Raw genomic sequence first — 17,958 nt, forward strand, 5'->3', positions numbered from 1 at the left:
AACGTACGACTTCGCCATCAAAGTCGTCATGTCAGCCTGCGCTGGAATGACGAAGAAGGGAATGTCCGCAACGGGTGGAAAGCGGACGTTCCAGACAGCCACAGTCCGCCACTCACATCATTGGGATCAACGATGTACAAATGTATGGGGATTAGTCTTTCAGACCTAGAGGTGCCCCGTTCCCCGCTCTTACCATTCCCCGCGCATTGGGATGAAGTGTCGCGCGAAAAGTCTCATTGGTGTGTTTCCGTACGCAGTCCAGATAAGCCGTATTGCGCGCAGCCGGATCATCGCTTCGCCACAGCCATGAGCCAGCGGAAGGAACGATAATCACCAGCGAATGGGGTGATGCCGTAACAACGGCAAAGCCGCCAGTATCGCACCATTTGATTGCTGCATCGAGGAGAGATGTATCGCCAATGCCTAGGATGTCCGGGGCAGCGCTGATTGCCCTCTCGGAGGGCTCAATGAGCATCACTTCGTCATCGAGGGATGCAGAGACCGCATATTGCAGAGCGTCCGGCCGGTTGATCAATCCATCTTCGAATGCAGCCTGTTCTTCTTGAGTTCCGCAAGCGGCAAGACCAATGGCGAGGACGGCCGAAGTAACCCTGAACACTGACATCATAACAACAGCCCTAGGCGGCGTGGCTGACTTTGGGCAGACCCTTATCCCTGTAACCACCTATAACAGGCGAATTGTCCACGGCGGCAAGGATTCGAACAGGTTGAACATCCTCTAGCTTTGCGCTCGCCCCTTCTCGACACCTGCAAAGGATGGCGGAATGTCCGCCCTTGGGGCGAAAGCGGACCTCCCCCTCTCGTCATTCCCGCGAAGGCGGGAATCCAGTAGCAACGGCTGCGTGCACCACGGCTTCGCCCCAACCGTGTACCTGCTGGCCTCTCGCCGGAACGGCACACTCTATATCGGCGTCACGTCGAATCTGCTTACTCGCCTTCATCAGCATCGCGAAAGGCTCTTGCCCGGCTTCACCAGCAAGTACGGCGTGAAACACCTCGTCTGGTTCGAACCGCACGGGACGATGGAGCAGGCGATCCTGCCCGAAAAGCGGATCAGGAAATAGAATCGCGCCTGGAAGATCGCGCTGATCGAACACGGGAACCCCGACCGGTGCGACCTTGCAGAGGATATCGGCTTTGCATCCTTCGCGCCGACTGGATCCCCGCCTTCGCGGGGATGACGAATGTCTGATATGGGTCGTAAGCGGACATTCGCACCTCCATGCTTTCGGTCGATTTCTGTCCCGCAATTACTCTTGCGCCGAAACGGGGTGGCGGCCGGAAACGGAACCGCGTCACCGCTTTCCTACACCGCGAGCGTTGCCTCAAACCCGGCAGGCTCTTTGCCATCGTCGTTTCCGTCTGCCCTATGCCGCTCCTTGATCAAACAGGCAGGGCTTTCCGATCCTTACTCCTGCACGAAAGGATATTTTATTTTCTCCGCGCGCGTCCCTTTGTCGTTTTCGCCCCGCAAACCCGCAGGATACCGTGGCTTTTCAGCCTGACACCCGGTTGTAGGACATGTCAGGTGTGTCAACCTCACGCGCTCCCGGTCAGACGGGGCGAGGCTCTCCGTACCACTCGACCCATGCGCCATGCGGGTGGGCTTCGCCAAGGCGGACCCACTCCCCGCCGCCCGGCCAGTACCGGATGGAAAGCTCATGCCGGAATGTCTGCCGGTTGGTCTCCAGCCGGATCCACGCGAGCGGCCGGTCGGCGCTCGCGTCCTCGGCTGCCTGCTCCATCATCTCGGTGATCGCCTGCCGCGTGGGCTTGGGCAGGTACTGCCACATCACCGAATGATACAGCACGCGGGTGACGCCGTCCTGCTGCGGGCAGGCGAGCCGCTCGCGCACGAACTCCGCCGCGTCCTGCTTGCGCAAGTCGGGCGCCTGCTCGCCCGCCAGTGCGATCGCCGCGTCGATCCGCGCCATCCGCACTTGCGCATCGGGCCAGACATAGGCCTTCAGCCGCAGGGCCTGTTCCGGATCGGACAAGTCGACGGGGGCGACGTCGCAGCCGCGAATCGCCGCAACCTCCACTCCCGCGTCCGGTGGCGGCGGTCCGCGCCACTCCGGCACGATCCGCATCATCGATACGGCCGGGCCCACCTTCACGCCGCCGAGATCGTAGAAGTACCGCTCCATCATCGTGTTCACGCCCGCACTGGCGCCGATCTCGTTCAGCTCGAACCTCGGCCCCAGTTTGTCGGACAGCCACAGCAGGCCCGCCATGATGCTGGCGGACCGGCCCGCCTCGTTGGTCTGCGGCGGCCCGTCCAGCCAGGCCATCAGCCGCGCGTCGTACTTTTCCGCCAGGTCCGCCACCAGCGCATCGACCGCCGCCTGATCGGTGGTCAGCCCGGCATAAACCGGCCCCAGCCGCCGGTCCTCTCGGGTCAGGAACAAGTGGTGCAGCCCGCCCGCGACCCGCAGCGGCATTGCGTCCTCAAGGCTCAAGCCCGCCCAGCCGTTCATCCGGGCGGCAAGGCCGGTGTGGGTGCGCAGGATCGCCAGTTCGCCCCGGACCACCCGCGCGGTATTCGGCGCATCGGCCTTTTCCGCGTGGTCCGCCTGCCAGCGGATTGCCTCTGCCACATCGGCGATCTCCATCACCGCCCGGGATTCCTGTTCCGCCATTCGAGTTGCCCTTTGCCGCCCCTGACCTTACATGCGCGCCCATGCCCGAGCCGCTAACCTTCGCCGTCCCCAAAGGGCGCATCCTCGACGAAGCGCTGCCCGTGATGGAGCAGGCCGGGGTGGTGCCGGAAAGCGCCTTCCACGACAAGGCCAACCGGTCCCTCAGCTTCGCGTCCGAAAGCGGCGACATGCGGATCATCCGGGTGCGCGCGTTCGACGTCGCCACGTTCGTTGCCTTCGGCGCGGCGCAGGCCGGGATCGTCGGCTCCGACGTGGTCGAGGAATTCCAGTATTCCGAGCTTTACGCGCCGGTCGATCTCGACATCGGCCACTGCCGTCTCTCGATTGCCGAGCCGAAGGACGCCGATGCCGCTTCCGGTCACGCCAGCCACCTGAGGATCGCCACCAAGTACCCGAACATCACCAGCCGGTGGTTCGAACAGCACGGCATCCAGGCCGAATGCATCAAGCTGAACGGGGCGATGGAACTGGCTCCATCGCTTGGGCTGGCGGGGCGAATCGTCGATCTGGTATCCACCGGCCGCACGCTGAAGGAGAACGGCCTGGTCGAAACCGACATCCTCATGCCGGTCTCGGCGCGCCTGATCGTCAATCGTGCGGCCCTGAAGACGGAGTCCCGGGTGGCGGACCTGGTCGAACGCTTCCGCGCCCTTTCGCACAAGGCTGCCGCCTGATGCTGCAGCTTTCCACGCAGAATCCGGATTTCGAGCGCCAGTTCGCCCGGCTGGTCGCCGACCGGCGCGAAAGTGACACCAGCGTCGCGCGCACCGTCGCGGATATTCTGGCGCGGGTGCGAGCCAAGGGTGACGAGGCGCTGGTCGAGCTGACGCGGCGCTATGACCGTCACTCGCTTGCAGGCGATGCCGGCTGGCGGATTGCGCCGGAAGCCTGCGCCCAAGCGTTCGAGGCGCTGGAGCCTTCCTTAAGGGATGCGCTGGTCTTCGCCGCGGATCGCATCCGCGCCTATCACGAAGCGCAACTGCCGCAGGACCGCGACTATGTGGACGATGCCGGCGTGCGGCTGGGCGCGAAGTGGCATGCGGTCGATGCAGCGGGGCTTTACGTTCCGGGCGGGCGCGCTGCGTACCCGTCCTCCCTGCTCATGAACGCGATTCCCGCGCGGGTCGCGGGGGTAGGGCGGCTGGTCGTGACCACGCCGACTCCCGATGGCGAGGTCAACCCGCTGGTGCTTGCCGCCGCGCATCTCGCCGGAGTGGACGAGATCTGGCGCATCGGCGGGGCGCAAGCGGTTGCGGCGCTGGCGTATGGCACGGGGCGCATTCGGCCGGTCGACGTCGTCACCGGACCGGGCAACGCGTGGGTCGCCGAAGCCAAGCGCCAGCTGTACGGCGTCGTCGGCATCGACATGGTTGCCGGGCCGAGCGAGATCCTGGTGATTGCCGACGGGCAGAACGATCCCGACTGGATCGCCGCCGATCTCCTGAGCCAGGCGGAGCACGATCCGTCCTCGCAATCGATCCTGATCACCGACGATCCCGTGTTTGCCGGCCATGTCGCCGATGCCGTCGATGTGCAGTGCTCCATGCTCTCCACCGAGAAAACAGCGCGGAAAAGCTGGCAGGACCACGGAGTGATCATCACGGTGTCCAGCCTCGATGAAGCGCCCGAACTGGCCAACCGGCTCGCCGCCGAACACGTCGAACTGGCGGTGGACGATCCGGAACGCCTGTTCTCGCGGATCCGTCACGCCGGCAGCGTGTTCCTTGGCCGTTACACCCCTGAAGCGGTGGGCGATTATCTCGCCGGCCCCAACCACGTGCTGCCGACAGGCCGTCGGGCACGTTTTTCCAGCGGACTTTCAGTGCTCGATTTCATGAAACGAACCAGCTTCATCGGCCTTGACCAGGAAGCGCTTGCGAAGATCGGCCCGGCCGCGGTGACGCTGGCCGAAGTCGAAGGCCTTCCCGCACACGCCCAGTCCGTGCGAGTCCGGCTGTGAGCGCGTCGGCCCGCTCCCGCTCCCGTTCCGCCGCCCGTCTGGCGGCGGTACAGGCGCTCTACCAGCGGGAAATGGAAAAGACCCCGCTTGCCCGCCTGCTGGATGAGTTTCACCAGCACCGGCTCGGCAAGGTCATCGATGAAGATCGGATGGTCGAGGCGGAAGTCGAATTCTTCGACGACATCGTCAGCGGAGTCGCGGCGCGCGCGGAGGAAATCGACACCCTGCTTTCCGACCGTCTTGCCAAAGGCTGGGCCTTGCCGAGACTCGACCGCACGATGCTTCAGATCCTTCGTGCCGGAGCCTATGAACTGCTCGCCCGCCCGGACGTGCCGGTCGGCAGCGTGATCAGCGAATACGTCGATGTCGCTCACGCCTTTTTCGACCAGCGCGAGGCGAAGTTCGTCAACGGCGTGCTCGACGCCGTGGCCAAGGCGGTGCGTTGAAGCGCGAACACGCGTTCATCGAAAGCCTGCGCGGCCTTGCCCGCCATCCCGGCGCGCGCGGCCTTGCCGATGATACTGCCGTTATAGAATTCGGGGGCGAGGCGCTGGTCCTCACCCATGACATGCTGGTCGAGGGCATACATGTCCTGCCGCAACAGGACCCTGCGGACATCGCCTGGAAGCTGGTGGCGACCAACCTCAGCGACCTCGCCGCCAAGGGCGCGGAGCCGGTCGGCGTCCTGCTCGGCCACATGCTGGGCGATGGCGATGAGCGCTTTGCCCAAGGTCTGGAGGAAATCCTCGGCCGCTACGACGTGCCGTTGCTGGGCGGAGACACCGTCTCCGGCGGACCGCCGCGCGCCTGGGGCTTGACCGCGATCGGGCGGGCCACCCACCGCCCGGTTCCTTCGCGCTCGAATGCCCGGCCGGGTGACGGTGTGTTCGTCACCGGCCCGATCGGCGCGGCCATGATCGGGTTTGAAGCCTTGCAGGAGGGAACGGGCGCGGACAGCAGCGCCTACCGCCGTCCCAAGCCTCGTCTTGCGGAAGGACGGCTGCTCGCGCCCCATGTCAGCGCGATGATGGACATTTCCGACGGACTGCTGCTCGACGCCTGGCGAATGGGGCAGGCAAGCGGGGTCACGCTCGCGCTGGAATCCTGCGCCGTTCCAATCGCCGCGCCGGGGAACCGCCGCAGCGAGGCACTGCGTTGGGGCGACGATTACGAGCTCCTGTTCACCGCCCCTGCCAACACCAACACGGCGCTGCCAGTCGATGCGGCCCGGATCGGGAGCGTGAGGTCGGACGCGTCCGCTCCCCTCATGCTCGATGGCCAACCGATGCCCGCGGCAAGAGATCTCGGCTACCAGCACTGATCGGCGTATCTCGGGGATTAATCCTGCTCCCGGGAAGTAGAGGTGGAGCAGTGTTCTTATCGCTTGCGCCAAATAGCCGCTCAAGTCATGTTGCGCTTTCAGACCCGGCGAAGAACGGGTGCACATAACGCAACAGGGAGAGGGCTTATGCACCTCGTGGTGATTGCGATTGTACTCGGCCTGGTGGCCGTCGTTTACGGCTATGTCACGAGTCGGCAAGTCCTCAGCGCGAGCCCTGGGAATGCGCGGATGCAGGAGATTGCCGGCGCGATCCAGGAAGGGGCGCAGGCCTTTCTCCGGCGGCAGTACATCACCATCGCGCTGGTCGGAGCGGGTGTGGCGATCCTCGTGTTCCTGTTCCTGGATCTGCCCCGTGGAGGAATTCCGGTCTCCGCGGCCGGATTCCTGCTCGGCTCAATTCTCTCTGGCGCGGCCGGGTTTATCGGCATGAACATTTCGGTGCGTGCGAACGTGCGCACGGCCGCCGCGGCGCAGACCGGATTGCAGGAAGGGCTCACGCTTGCCTTCCGGGCAGGTGCAATAACCGGGATGCTCGTCGCCGGGCTCGCCCTGCTGGCGATTTCGGTGTTCTTTTGGCTTCTCACCGGTCCGGGCGATCTGCCTCCCAACGACCGCACGGTTGTGGACGCGTTGGTCGCACTGGCTTTCGGCGCTTCGCTGATCTCGATCTTCGCGCGTCTTGGCGGCGGCATCTTCACGAAGGCCGCAGACGTCGGAGCCGATCTGGTCGGCAAGGTCGAGGCTGGCATCCCCGAAGACGACCCGCGGAACCCAGCAGTGATTGCGGACAATGTCGGCGACAATGTCGGCGACTGCGCGGGCATGGCGGCCGACTTGTTCGAAACGTACGTGGTGACCGTGGGCGCGACGATGGTGCTGACGGCGCTGCTGCTCACCGGCATCGCGCCGGACCTCCTGTTCGCGTTGATGAGCCTGCCGTTGCTGATCGGCGGCGTGTGCATCGTTACATCGATCATCGGCACGTATGCGGTTCGCCTTGGCGGCGGCACGAACATCATGGGCGCGATGTACAAGGGTTTCCTGGTAACGGCCGTGCTGTCCATCCCCGCGATCGGCTTCGCCATGTGGCTGGCGCTGGGGGACATGAGCGCGCGCATTGGCGGGGTCGTCGTCGGAACGGCCGGCGTCGCCACTGTGGCGGATGTGCCGGTAGGCGTGGTCGCCACTGCCACGATCGGCGGCTTCACAGGATGGGACTTGTTCTGGTGTGCGATGCTGGGGCTGGCCATCACCGGCCTGATCATCTGGATCACCGAATACTACACCGGCACCAATTACCGCCCGGTCCGCTCGATCGCGCGGGCTTCGGAGACCGGGCACGGCACCAACGTAATCCAGGGGCTCGCCATCAGCCTTGAGGCGACCGCCTTGCCGACGCTGGTGATCGTCGCAGGAATCATCATTGCGTACCAGCTCGCCGGTCTGATCGGCATTGCCTACGCGGCAACCGCCATGCTCGCGCTGGCAGGGATGGTCGTGGCGCTCGACGCGTACGGGCCGGTGACCGACAACGCCGGCGGGATCGCGGAGATGGCGGGGCTCGACGATGTCGTCCGCGGCCGGACGGATGCGCTGGATGCGGTCGGCAACACGACCAAGGCGGTTACGAAGGGTTACGCGATCGGATCGGCCGGTCTGGCCGCGCTGGTCCTGTTTGCGGCCTACACCACCGACCTGACCGAGTTCTTTCCAGCCCTGGTGGTCGATTTCAGCCTCAAGAACCCTTACGTCATCGTCGGCCTGTTGCTCGGGGCCCTGCTGCCTTACTTGTTCGCCGCCATGGGCATGACGGCTGTGGGACGCGCGGCGGGCGACGTGGTCAAGGACGTGCGTGACCAGTTCGCGGCCGACAGCGGGATCATGGCCGGGACCAGCCGACCGAACTACGCCCGCACGGTGGATCTGGTGACCCGGGCGGCGATCAAGGAAATGATCCTGCCCTCTCTGCTGCCGGTCCTGGCGCCGATCCTGGTGTTTTTCGTGATCGCCGCGGTAGCCGGGCTGGCGAATGGTTTCGCCGCGCTGGGGGCCTTGCTGCTGGGCGTGATCGTCAGCGGCTTGTTCGTTGCCCTTTCGATGACTTCGGGCGGCGGCGCGTGGGACAATGCGAAGAAATACATCGAAGACGGGAATCACGGCGGGAAGGGGTCCGAAGCCCACAAGGCCGCCGTGACAGGGGATACAGTGGGCGATCCCTACAAGGATACCGCCGGTCCTGCAGTCAATCCAATGATCAAGATAACCAATATTGTTGCCCTTTTGCTGCTTGCCGCCCTTGCCGGAGGGTAAATTGATTTCAAATTCATGGGAGCAGTCGGGAATCCGTTGACCCCGATGGTGCAGCGCAATAGCGCTGGATCGATGGCATCCATTCTCAGCGATCCTACGCCCGAGCAACTGGTGGCGGATCTCGTCCTGCTGCTCGATCTGGAACACCGCGGCGGTGACCGCTATATCGGACGCCGGAAGAAAGGCGGGAGCGGGCGCGTCTTTGGCGGCCAGGCGATCGCGCAGGCGCTGGTCGCCGCCCGGCGCAGCGTTCCGGAAGACCGGTTCACGCACTCACTCCACGCCTATTTCCTGCGGGGGGGCAGCGAGGAGGAGCCGATCGAATTTCGGGTGAAGCGCGATCTTGACGGGCACAGCTTCTCCAACCGCCGGGTAGTGGCCAGCCAGCAGGGCAAGCCGATCCTGAACCTGATCGCCTCCTTCCAGAAATCTCAGGAAGGACCTTCCCACCAGTATGCGGCGATGCCCGACGTGCCGCAGCCCGAAGACCTTGTGCCGGATGCCCAGATCCGGCGCAATCTGGCAGACCGGGTCGAAGGCCCGCAGCGCGATCTATGGCTTCAGCCGCGACCGATCGATTTCCGTTCCGTCGAACCACGCGAATGGCTCAATCCCAAGGCGCGCGAACCCGTGCTTCACTGCTGGTTCCGCACCGTCGCCAGTCTGCCGGACGACCAGGCCGTCCATCGCGCCGTGCTTGCCTATGCAACCGATTTCCAGCTTCTCGGCACCAGCCTCCTGCCGCACTCCCTCAGCTTCGCGCAAGGGGAAGTGAAGATGGCCAGCCTCGATCACGCCATCTGGTTCCATGCTCCATTGCGAGCGGACGACTGGCTGCTGTACGTGACTGAAAGCCCTTGGTCGGGGCTGGCTCGGGGATTTGCGCGCGGCCAGATCTTTTCACGCGACGGTCAGTTGGTCGCCAGCGTGGCCCAGGAAGGCATGGTGCGGCGGTCAAGGCGAGAGTCCGGCACCAGCTAGAGCGATCTCGAGGCCAGTGGGATTACCTGCTGGCTTGCGCGGCGAGGCAGAACTAGACCCGCTCTGCCTCCGCTACCGCCTCGCTGGCTCGTAGCGCACTTACGATCCGGGTGAGATGGGCAAGATCCTGCACTTCCAAGTCGACCGCGTATGTGTGGAAGGGATCGTCCCGTTCCACTTGTTCAAGGTAGAGTGCATTGGCATAATTCTTGGCGAAGATGCCGGCTACTTCAGCCAAAGTGCCGGGACGATTGTACAGCACGATCCGAAGACGTCCGACAGCCCCATGGGATCGGTCACCCCATGAAAGATCAATCCAGTCGGTATCGAAGCCCCGGGCCAGGGTGAAGCAGTCGATCACGTGGACCTCGACCACCTCGCCGGGCCGGCGGAGCCCGACGATGCGGTCTCCGGGCACAGGATGGCAGCAGTCTGCCAGCGCGAAGCCGACTCCCGCGGTCAGGCCCTTGATCGAGACCGCTCGTCCGTCCCGCGGTGCTTCGGGAAGATCGACGGTGCTGCCGGGCACGAGCGCTTCCATCACGTCGCGGTCGGAAAGCTTTGCGGCCCCGATGGCGAACATCAGGTCCTCTTCGTCGGCGAGTTCCAGCCGCTCGACGGCAGCTCGGATGGCTTTCTTGCCGATCTTCGCCGGCAGCTGGTCGGCGATCTGCTCGAACAGCTTGGAGCCGATCTCGGCAACCTCGGCCCGCTCCTTCTGGCGCACCGCGCGGCGAATCGCTGCCCGGGCCTTGCCGGTGACGACAAAGCCGAGCCACGAAAGCTGCGGTTCCGAATTGGCCCCCTTGATGATCTCTACCACGTCGCCATTGCTGAGCGGCGTGCGCAAGGGGACGTGGCGCCCGTTTATCTTGGCCCCGACAGTGTGGGCGCCGAGATCGGTATGGACCGCAAAAGCAAAATCGACCGGCGTTGCCCTTTTGGGCAGCTGGAACAGCGCCCCCTTGGGCGTGAAGGCGAAAATCCGGTCCTGGTAGACCGCCAGCTTCGTGTGCTCGAGCAGTTCCTCGGCGTCGTGGCTCGCGTCCACGATCTCTATCAGATCGCGCAGCCAGCCGACTTGCCCGTCTGGCCGGGAGCCGCCCTGCTTGTAAGCCCAGTGGGCGGCGAGGCCGAATTCGTTCAACCGGTGCATCTCGCGCGTGCGGATCTGCACCTCCACCCGCATCGCTCCCTGGTAGATCAGCGTCGTGTGCAGCGACCGGTAGCCGTTGGTCTTTGGTGTCGAGATGTAATCCTTGAAGCGCCCGGGGACGAATTGCCAGGTCCGGTGGAGCACCCCGAGCGCACGGTAACAATCCTCCGGCGACTCGGTGTGGACGCGAAAGGCCATGATATCGGTGATCTGCTCGAAGCTGACGTGGCGCTCGGCCATCTTCTTCCAGATCGAATAGGGATGCTTCTCACGCCCGCTCACCTCGACGCGAATCCCGTCTTCAGCCAGCGCCTGCTTGACCTTGAGAGCAATCGCATCGACTTGCCCACCTTCGGAACTGCGGATCTGCTCCAGCCGACCGACGATCGTGGCGTAGGCTTCGGGCTCCAGTTGTTCAAACGCGAGCAACTGCATTTCCCGCATGTATTCATACATCCCGACCCGCTCGGCAAGCGGGGCGTAGATTTCCATCGTTTCGCGGGCAATGCGCTGGCGCTTCTCGGGGCTCCTGATGAAGTGGAGCGTGCGCATGTTGTGCAGCCGGTCGGCCAGCTTGACGAGCAGGACCCGCAGATCCTCGCTCATGGCCAGCAGGAACTTACGCAGGTTTTCCGCCGCGCGCTCGTTTTCCGGCATCTGCTCGATCTTGGAAAGCTTGGTCACCCCGTCCACCAGCCGCGCGACTTCCGGGCCGAAATTCTTCCGGATGTCGTCGATGGTCGTCAGGGTGTCTTCGACCGTATCGTGAAGCAGAGCGGTGACGATCGTCTCCTGATCCAGCTTCAGGTCGGTCATCAGGCCGGCGACCTCGATCGGATGGCTGAAGTAGGGATCGCCGCTGGCGCGTTTCTGGGTGCCGTGCTTCTGCACCGTGTACACATAGGCGCGGTTGAGCAGCGCCTCGTCCGCTTCGGGCGCGTATTCCTTCACTCTTTCGACAAGTTCGTACTGGCGCAGCATGACAGCTAGATGGGGTGAACGGTGCCGGTTTGGCAACGGCAAACCCGGCCTGAGGTGTTATCCCTGGTGCGCTTGAGCGGACTCGAACAGTTTTCGTCCGAAGATGAACCACAGCAGGCCCGTGAACAGGCCCGTCAGCAGTCCTGGATCGTCAATTCGCCAGTTTCGCAACGAGTCCGTCCGCGCAAGGAACACCAGATCGATCAGGTGGAAAAAAAGCCGTCCGGCAAGCGCGCCGATGAGCATGCTCGCCAAGCCGAACCACCCGCTCAGGCGAGCGTTCCGAAACAGCCAGGAAAGCGGCAGCCCGATCAGCAGCACGCCCAGACTGGCGGCGGGCAGGCCGAAAACGGTCGCCATCACCATGATGAACAGGGGAAAGCGCCAGATATCGGCCGCCGTCCACCCTCCCGCGGCCGAAAAGGCGAACGCGACGAACAGTCCAAGGAAGCTGCCGAGCCAGGCAGAAGCGATCACCGCGCCCGAAATATGAAACCGCAGCAGTTTGCGGCGGGCTTTCAGCTCCACGTGGCTTCGGGCGGCAGGCTCATCAGGATCGCGTCGATATTGCCGCCGGTCTTCAGTCCGAACAGCGTCCCGCGATCGTACACCAGATTGAATTCCACGTAGCGTCCGCGCCACTCCAGCTGGCGGTGCTTCTCTTCGGGCGTGAATTCCTGCTCCATCCGGCGGCGGACGATCTGCGGGAAGACCGACAAAAACGCCTCGCCCACGTCTTTCGTGAATGCGAAGTGGTGTTCCCACTGGGCTTCGTCTGCCGTTTCCAAATGGTCGTAGAAGATTCCGCCGACCCCGCGCGAAACGTTGCGGTGGGGGATGAAGAAGTAATCGTCGGCCCACTTGCTGAACCTGTCATACCAGGTCGGGTTGTGCTTCATGCAGGCGGCGCGGAAGGCGGCGTGGAACGCCTGCGTGTCTTCTTCATAGGGGATCGGCGGATTGAGGTCCGCTCCGCCCCCGAACCATGCCTTGCCGGTGGTGAGGAAGCGCGTGTTCATGTGGACTGCCGGAACGTGCGGGTTGGCCATGTGCGCCACCAGGCTGATCCCGGTAGCGGTAAAGCCGGGGTTTTCGGCATCGGCTCCGTTGATCGTTCCGGCGAACTGAGGCGCGAATTCACCCTGCACCGTCGAGACGTTGACCCCGACCTTCTCGAACACCTTGCCCTTCATCAGGCCGCGAACCCCGCCGCCGCCTTCCGATTCGTCCTCCGTCTGGCGCTGCCAGGGGGTGTACTCGAACGCGGCGCCGCTGCCTGCCTCCCGCTCGATCGTTTCGAACTCGGCGCAGATCCGGTCACGCAGGGACTCGAACCAGTCTTTTGCGCGTGCCGTTTGGGAGGTCCAGTCAGTCATGGGATTTCCTTGCCATTGCCGGTGCCCTGCGGCAAGGGAGCGCGATGGTTCCCCTTTCGTTCGCTGGTGAGGAGTTTGCCCTCACCGAAAGCCGCGCGCTTTACTGGCCGCGCGAATCGGCGTTGCTGGTGGCGGACCTGCACCTGGAAAAGGCGAGCTTCTTTGCGCGCACCGGCCAGATGCTGCCACCCTATGATAGCCGGGAGACGCTGGAGCGGCTGGCGCTGGCCGTCCGCGAGACGGGTGCGCGGCGAGTCTATACGTTGGGCGACAACTTCCACGACAGCGCCGGCGCCGGGCGGCTGGAGCCGCACGCGGCGGGCATGCTGGCGGCGTTGACCCGGGCGCTCGACTGGGTGTGGATCACCGGCAACCACGATGTGAACGCGGCCGGCGAGGCCAATCTGGCCGGCGGGATCGGCGGCACCCTGGCAGAGGAACTGGAGATCGCCGGAATCCGTCTGCGGCACCAGACGAAGGCGGGGGAAGTGCGGCCGGAAGTGTCCGGCCATTACCATCCAAGGCTGCAGGTAACGGTGCGCGGACGCGCGATTCGCCGTCCGTGCGCGGTGGTGAGCGGGGGCGCGAACGGCGGCGGGCGGATGATCCTGCCTGCGTTCGGAGCGCTGACCGGCGGGATGAATGCGGCCGATCCGGCGATCGTTTCCGCCATGCAGCCGGCGGACCGAATCGACGCTATGGTGGCGTCGCAGGGGAAATTGTTGAAATTTCCGCTCTGGCGGGCTGCCGCATGAGCGGGAACCCCTAGCGCGCCGGTGCGATTCGGCTTAGATAGCCCGTTAACGTAAACAGAAGACAGGAGACCGCACAATAGCCCGTCCCCCCCGGCGCAGCATGGCCCCCCCCGTAAAGAGCGGCCCGCGCTACGACAATTTCATCCAGGCCGACAAGGTCCGCGTCATTGACGAAAATGGCGAGAACCTCGGCGTGTTGTACACCCGACAGGCGATCGAACAGGCCGCCGAAGTCGGGCTGAACCTGGTAGAGGTCTCGCCCAGCGCAGACCCGCCGGTCTGCAAGTTCCTCGACGTCGGCAAGCACCGCTACGAAGCCCAGAAAAAGGCGAACGCAGCGCGCAAGACGCAGAAGACGCAGGACATCAAAGAGATCAAGATGCGTCCGAACATCGATGATCACGATTACGATGTGAAGATGCGCAACGTGAGCCGGTTCATCGAGGATGGCGACAAGGTCAAGGTGACCCTGCGCTTCCGCGGCCGCGAGATGGCTCACCAGCAACTGGGCATGGACCTGCTGCGGCGGGTGCAGGACGACGTGGTGGAAATCGCCAAGGTCGAAGCCTATCCCCGGCTGGAAGGCCGCCAGATGCTGATGGTGCTGGCGCCGAAGTAAGCCGTTCCGGCTGACTTGTGTTTTCGCAAGGGCGCGCCCGCAAGGCGCGCCCTTTTCGCGTCTGGAGCGAGCGCGAGGTTGACACACCTGACATGTCCTACACCGCGGTGTCAGGCTGCAAACTCCATGTTTTCCGCAGGGTTGCGGGCCCAGAGCGACGAAATGGCGCGCGCGCGAACAATAAAATGTTCTTTCGTGTCCAAGCAACAAAAGAACCTTCGGTTGCCTGATCTTCTGCACAAGGACGGAGAGGCTTCAGGAGGCGGGAACGACGATGGCCAAGAGCGTACCGGGTTTGCTTGGCCGCTCCATGTGTAGGGAAGCGGGAATGTCGGCTTGGGCGCCATAGACGGTCATTTCGAGCCTGATCGGCCTTGCCCGAAAGCGGCCCTCACTCATGTGCCACCTGGACCCGCTTCAAGGGTGCTTCCCTATACGCAAGCGGTTGCAGGCTGGCTCAGCGAGGGGGCCAACGCACGGGGCTCATTCGTGTCCGAGTGGCTCCTCAACATTCCCAGCGTCCATGCGCGCCAGAGAACGGCCGCTCCTACCGCCGTACAGACTACCAGGGCTGGCAACGAGGCTTCAGGACCAAAGGCCCCTCCGCTCAACCATGAGGGCAGGTCAGGACTGGGCACGCTCCGGGCGATGGCGGGGCCGAGCTCCGTTCCCGATACCGCGGCGCCGAAGAGATAACCCTGCGTGAAATTCCATGCGGCGTGAACCCCGATCGACATCCAGAGCCGTCCAGTGAGAGCATAGAACGCGCCCAGCATGATTCCCGCCTCCAGCATGACGCAGATTGCCGCGAGCAACGATGACTCCGGATTGAAAAGGTGACTGCCCCCGAACGCCAAGGCTGAAACGAGAAAAGCTGGCCCCGGGCCGAATGCCCGCCACAGCAGCCGGAGCATGATGCCACGGACAGCAAGTTCCTCCACCACCCCCGCTTCTATTGCCTTGCCGGCTGCGGCCCAGGCGGATGCCGGGCCGGTATAGGTGACATGGTAGAGCCCGCAGCCGGCGAGTACCGCCATCACGACCGTGAACATCGCTGCCCCGATTACAGCGCCAGAAAAGGGTTCGAAGGGAGCAGGCCTGATCGCCAACTCGGTTGGCCAACGGGCCTCGCCCAGCCTGACGAGCAGGCTGTAGATGCCGAGCATTATCAAGACACCGATACAGTGGCCGAGGAAACGCAGTCCCAGTTCGCTCTTCGGGATAAGCTGCTGGATGATCTCCATGGATGCGCCGAAAGTAGCGATGCAGATGAAGAAGAGCGCGATCATCCAGGCCAATGCCCGCAGCCAGCGAAGCCGTCCTGGCTTGAGAACCCGAAGCCTGCCGAGCGCGATTGGCACAGCCGGATGAGAAAAGCTGATCATATGTAACCCCCCAGAGGGATCATAGCGGCGGAAAAGGCGGCCACCAAACAGAGTGCGACATCTTGCTGTTCGTGGCTTTGGCGGCTTTTGGTCAGTCTGAATCGAAAAGCTGCCCCTCTTGTGTTTGATTGCGGACCTTGGCCGTGAGAACCTGAAGACCGTCCAGCCGCTTTATTCTTCTTCGGCCGCAGGCTCCAGCAAGGCCAGAAGCTCTGGCGGTTCAGACATTCCGCCAGCGTCGATCCGTTCGATGACCTGCCGGGCGGCCTCCGCCATTCCGCCCCCATGGGGATTGAAGGCGAGCGGCATCAGGGTGGCACGGGCGCGGTCGAGCTGGCCGTCCATGATCTGGTAGCTTGCCAGATTCAGGCGCAGGCCAAGGTCGAAGGGGGCAAGTTGTGTTGCCCGTTCAAGCCCCTTTACGGCCTGAGCCGGCGGGCGCTGCCCGCGCTCGGCGAAGCTTCGGTAGTAGTAGACGAGCGGCAGCGGATGGTCGTTCTCGATGCGGTTCAGCGCCAGGAACGGCTGGACGGCATCGGCGTAAGCCGCATCCCGATCTTCGGCATTGGCTGCCTGCCTGAAGAGGGCGTAGCCTTTCTGCACGTAGGCGTTGATCCGTCGCGGGTCGAGCGCCAGCGCTGCGTCGGCGGCTGCGATCGCCCTTGCGTCGTCACCAGCGTCGAACTCCGCTTCGGCAAGGGCGGCAAGCACGAACGGGTCACGCGGATAGGCGGCCGCCAGTGGGCGCAGTTCCTGCACCACCTCCAGCGCCTGCTCTCGATTGACGCCGCGCCGGGATCGGATGACCACGGGCATCACCGCCGTTTCTCCCGCCGTCAGCGGGCGGACGGCAATTTCGCCCGCTTGCAGCCGGCCCGGATCAAATACCAGCGTCCTGATCTTCCGCTGCCGAATGTAGCCGTCGAGATCCCGTTCCAGTTGACTCAAGTCGCCAAAGGCCTCGAGCCCTGCCTCGCGCGAGGCTTTTCCCGACCCCAGAAGCTTCAGGTAAGTCCTGAACTGGCCTGGTCGCTCGGTTCCAAGGCTCAGATAATGGTACAGGGCCCAGCTTTTGCCGTAGAATGAGTCGAAGCCATCGCGCACGCCGTCCTCATAGGCGGCAGGGTCGAGCAATTGCTCGACCTTCACGTCGCGGCCGTAAAACAGTTCTCCCGCGCGGTGATGGGCGGGCATCCCCAGCTTGATGCCGCCAGCGGGCGGAAACTCGGCCGATGCAAAGAATTCCGCGCCGCCTTCGCTGAACCATCGCGGAGCGACGACGCTGCTGTTCGAGATCAGGAAATGATGCGCGTATTCGTGCAGGAGGGCGATCATCGAGAAGTCCAGCTGACCGCGCCTGACTTGCACCTGCGGGACGACGGCGATCGAGCCGCCTGCACGCGGGATGTAGAAGCCGCCCACGTTGCGGGCGTCGTTTCCAACGAGACGCTGCACCTCCCGCTCATTGCGGACGACGAACACCGTCAGGCGGTTCGACGGGCTCGGCACCGGGAGGTCAAGCCCGGTCACGACTTCCATGGCCCCATGGTACAGTTCGAGCTGCTCGGAGAAGCGGCGGACGTCCTTCTCGCGGTCGTCCGTATAGACCACGAAATTGGCGCTGGACGCCTCCAGCCATTCGGCGTGCGCCGCGGAGGGCAGAAGCAGGGCACACAATGCCAGGAAGTACCGCATGAAGTCGCCCAACCCTCCGAAACCGTAAGGCAGGTTATCATTCCGCCGCCAGGAATGCGCAAGCACGTTCGCAGCCATTGGCATTTATCCTCGGCGCATCGCTTTTCCGCCCGCTGCGGACATTCGGCGCCGAGGTCGGGGGGCAATCCCCAGGCGTTCGGCGCGGCCGTCCCGCCGCTGCCGCTTCAGTCTGCGTCCGGCAGGTTTTTGCCCAGCACAACAAAGGCGAGGTCGTTGCGGCGGGGCACGCCGAAGCGGGGATCGTGGTGAGGGAAGGGGCGTTCTTCCCCGGTGCGGAGGTAGCCGCGGCGTTCGTAGTAGGCGATCAGTTCGCTCCGCTGGCGGATGACCGTCAGTTCGATCCGGCGAGCAGCGAATTCGTCCGCCGCCAGCCGTTCGGCGGCGCCGAGCAGCTGCTTGGCGAGGCCTTGCCCCTGCCGTGCCGGATCGACCGTCAGCAACCCGATGGCGGCGAGACCATCGTGCGGGCTGGTGACTTCGGCGCAGCCGATGAGCTCCGCCCCGTCGCGCGCCACCAGCCGGCGCAGGCGCGGATTGGCCAGGCCTTCGCGCAGCATCTCCGGATCGGTCCGCTGCCCGTCCAGCAGATCGGCCTCGTGCGTCCAGCCCGCCCGGGCGGCATCGCCGCGGTAAGCGCGCTGGACGAGGCGGTCGATCGCCTCAAGGTCCACTTCCGTCGCCGGGTCGATCCGCACC

The 17,958-nt window shown here is 64.3% G+C and carries 17 protein-coding genes and 1 pseudogene; 9 read left to right on the forward strand and 9 right to left on the reverse strand.

All coding sequences use genetic code 11. From position 1 onward, the window contains the following. Positions 1–151: 151 nt before the first annotated feature. Entirely contained in the window at positions 152–628 is a 477-nt protein-coding gene (locus tag ELY13_RS12090; protein WP_126174182.1) for a hypothetical protein, read from the reverse strand. A 235-nt stretch (positions 629–863) separates the two neighbouring features. Here ELY13_RS12090 and ELY13_RS15195 point away from each other — a divergent pair. Then, positions 864–1,202 (forward strand): annotated as a pseudogene (locus tag ELY13_RS15195) (GIY-YIG nuclease family protein). A 372-nt stretch (positions 1,203–1,574) separates the two neighbouring features. On the opposite strand, the gene ELY13_RS12100 reads toward ELY13_RS15195, so the two are convergent. After that, on the reverse strand, positions 1,575–2,660 hold the full coding sequence (locus ELY13_RS12100; protein ID WP_126174184.1) for a DUF2332 domain-containing protein: 1,086 nt from the start codon (positions 2,658–2,660) through the stop codon (positions 1,575–1,577). A gap of 41 nt (positions 2,661–2,701) precedes the next feature. On the opposite strand from ELY13_RS12100, the gene hisG reads away from it, so the two are divergent. From hisG to ELY13_RS12130, 6 genes are all read left to right on the forward strand, one after another. After that, positions 2,702–3,355, forward strand: a complete 654-nt coding sequence (gene hisG, locus ELY13_RS12105) for an ATP phosphoribosyltransferase (RefSeq protein ID WP_126174185.1) — start codon at positions 2,702–2,704, stop codon at positions 3,353–3,355. Beyond that, positions 3,355–4,641, forward strand: a complete 1,287-nt coding sequence (gene hisD / locus ELY13_RS12110; RefSeq protein ID WP_126174186.1) for a histidinol dehydrogenase — start codon at positions 3,355–3,357, stop codon at positions 4,639–4,641. Before hisG ends, hisD begins: the two co-directional genes overlap by 1 nt. Then, complete coding sequence (gene nusB, locus ELY13_RS12115; RefSeq protein ID WP_126174187.1) at positions 4,638–5,087, forward strand: transcription antitermination factor NusB; 450 nt, start codon at positions 4,638–4,640, stop codon at positions 5,085–5,087. The genes hisD and nusB overlap by 4 nt, the downstream gene beginning before the upstream one ends. After that, a complete protein-coding gene (thiL, locus tag ELY13_RS12120) occupies positions 5,084–5,962 on the forward strand; it encodes a thiamine-phosphate kinase (RefSeq protein WP_164549791.1) in 879 nt (292 codons plus the stop codon). The genes nusB and thiL overlap by 4 nt, the downstream gene beginning before the upstream one ends. Before the next feature lie 147 nt (positions 5,963–6,109). Next, a complete protein-coding gene (locus ELY13_RS12125; protein WP_126174188.1) occupies positions 6,110–8,293 on the forward strand; it encodes a sodium-translocating pyrophosphatase in 2,184 nt (727 codons plus the stop codon). A 72-nt stretch (positions 8,294–8,365) separates the two neighbouring features. After that, a complete protein-coding gene (locus ELY13_RS12130) occupies positions 8,366–9,274 on the forward strand; it encodes an acyl-CoA thioesterase (protein ID WP_126174189.1) in 909 nt (302 codons plus the stop codon). A 52-nt stretch (positions 9,275–9,326) separates the two neighbouring features. Here ELY13_RS12130 and ELY13_RS12135 read toward each other — a convergent pair whose 3' ends face one another. From ELY13_RS12135 to hemF, 3 genes are read right to left on the reverse strand one after another with little or no spacing between them, the layout of a single operon-like run. Further along, a complete protein-coding gene (locus ELY13_RS12135; RefSeq protein WP_126174190.1) occupies positions 9,327–11,411 on the reverse strand; it encodes a RelA/SpoT family protein in 2,085 nt (694 codons plus the stop codon). Between the two features lie 57 nt (positions 11,412–11,468). Next, on the reverse strand, positions 11,469–11,939 hold the full coding sequence (locus ELY13_RS12140) for a hypothetical protein (RefSeq protein WP_126174191.1): 471 nt from the start codon (positions 11,937–11,939) through the stop codon (positions 11,469–11,471). After that, on the reverse strand, positions 11,930–12,787 hold the full coding sequence (hemF, locus tag ELY13_RS12145) for an oxygen-dependent coproporphyrinogen oxidase (RefSeq protein WP_126174192.1): 858 nt from the start codon (positions 12,785–12,787) through the stop codon (positions 11,930–11,932). The genes ELY13_RS12140 and hemF overlap by 10 nt, the downstream gene beginning before the upstream one ends. A 44-nt stretch (positions 12,788–12,831) precedes the next feature. Here hemF and pdeM point away from each other — a divergent pair, with 44 nt between their 5' ends. Both pdeM and infC read left to right on the forward strand, forming a co-directional pair. Beyond that, entirely contained in the window at positions 12,832–13,542 is a 711-nt protein-coding gene (gene pdeM / locus ELY13_RS12150) for a ligase-associated DNA damage response endonuclease PdeM (RefSeq protein WP_126174193.1), read from the forward strand. Between the two features lie 100 nt (positions 13,543–13,642). After that, a complete protein-coding gene (gene infC, locus ELY13_RS12155) occupies positions 13,643–14,161 on the forward strand; it encodes a translation initiation factor IF-3 (protein WP_126174194.1) in 519 nt (172 codons plus the stop codon). A gap of 255 nt (positions 14,162–14,416) precedes the next feature. On the opposite strand, the gene ELY13_RS15020 is transcribed toward infC, so the two are convergent. The 4 genes from ELY13_RS15020 to ELY13_RS12170 all read right to left on the reverse strand — a co-directional run bounded on the left by ELY13_RS15020 (position 14,417) and on the right by ELY13_RS12170 (position 17,957). Continuing rightward, entirely contained in the window at positions 14,417–14,560 is a 144-nt protein-coding gene (locus tag ELY13_RS15020) for a hypothetical protein (RefSeq protein WP_164549792.1), read from the reverse strand. Positions 14,561–14,592: 32 nt separating this feature from the next. Beyond that, the gene (locus ELY13_RS12160; RefSeq protein ID WP_206436054.1) at positions 14,593–15,522 is read right to left on the reverse strand and encodes a CPBP family intramembrane glutamic endopeptidase; all 930 of its coding nucleotides are present in this window, start codon (positions 15,520–15,522) and stop codon (positions 14,593–14,595) included. A gap of 195 nt (positions 15,523–15,717) precedes the next feature. Further along, positions 15,718–17,319 carry a hypothetical protein gene (locus tag ELY13_RS12165; protein WP_126174196.1) on the reverse strand — a complete coding sequence of 534 codons (1,602 nt, stop codon included), beginning with the start codon at positions 17,317–17,319 and terminating at the stop codon, positions 15,718–15,720. Between the two features lie 107 nt (positions 17,320–17,426). Next, positions 17,427–17,957 carry a GNAT family N-acetyltransferase gene (locus tag ELY13_RS12170; protein WP_126174197.1) on the reverse strand — a complete coding sequence of 177 codons (531 nt, stop codon included), beginning with the start codon at positions 17,955–17,957 and terminating at the stop codon, positions 17,427–17,429. Between the last annotated feature and the right edge of the window lies 1 nt (position 17,958).

The organism is Altericroceibacterium xinjiangense, assembly GCF_003958635.1.
Taxonomy (GTDB): Bacteria; Pseudomonadota; Alphaproteobacteria; order Sphingomonadales; family Sphingomonadaceae; genus Altericroceibacterium_A; species Altericroceibacterium_A xinjiangense.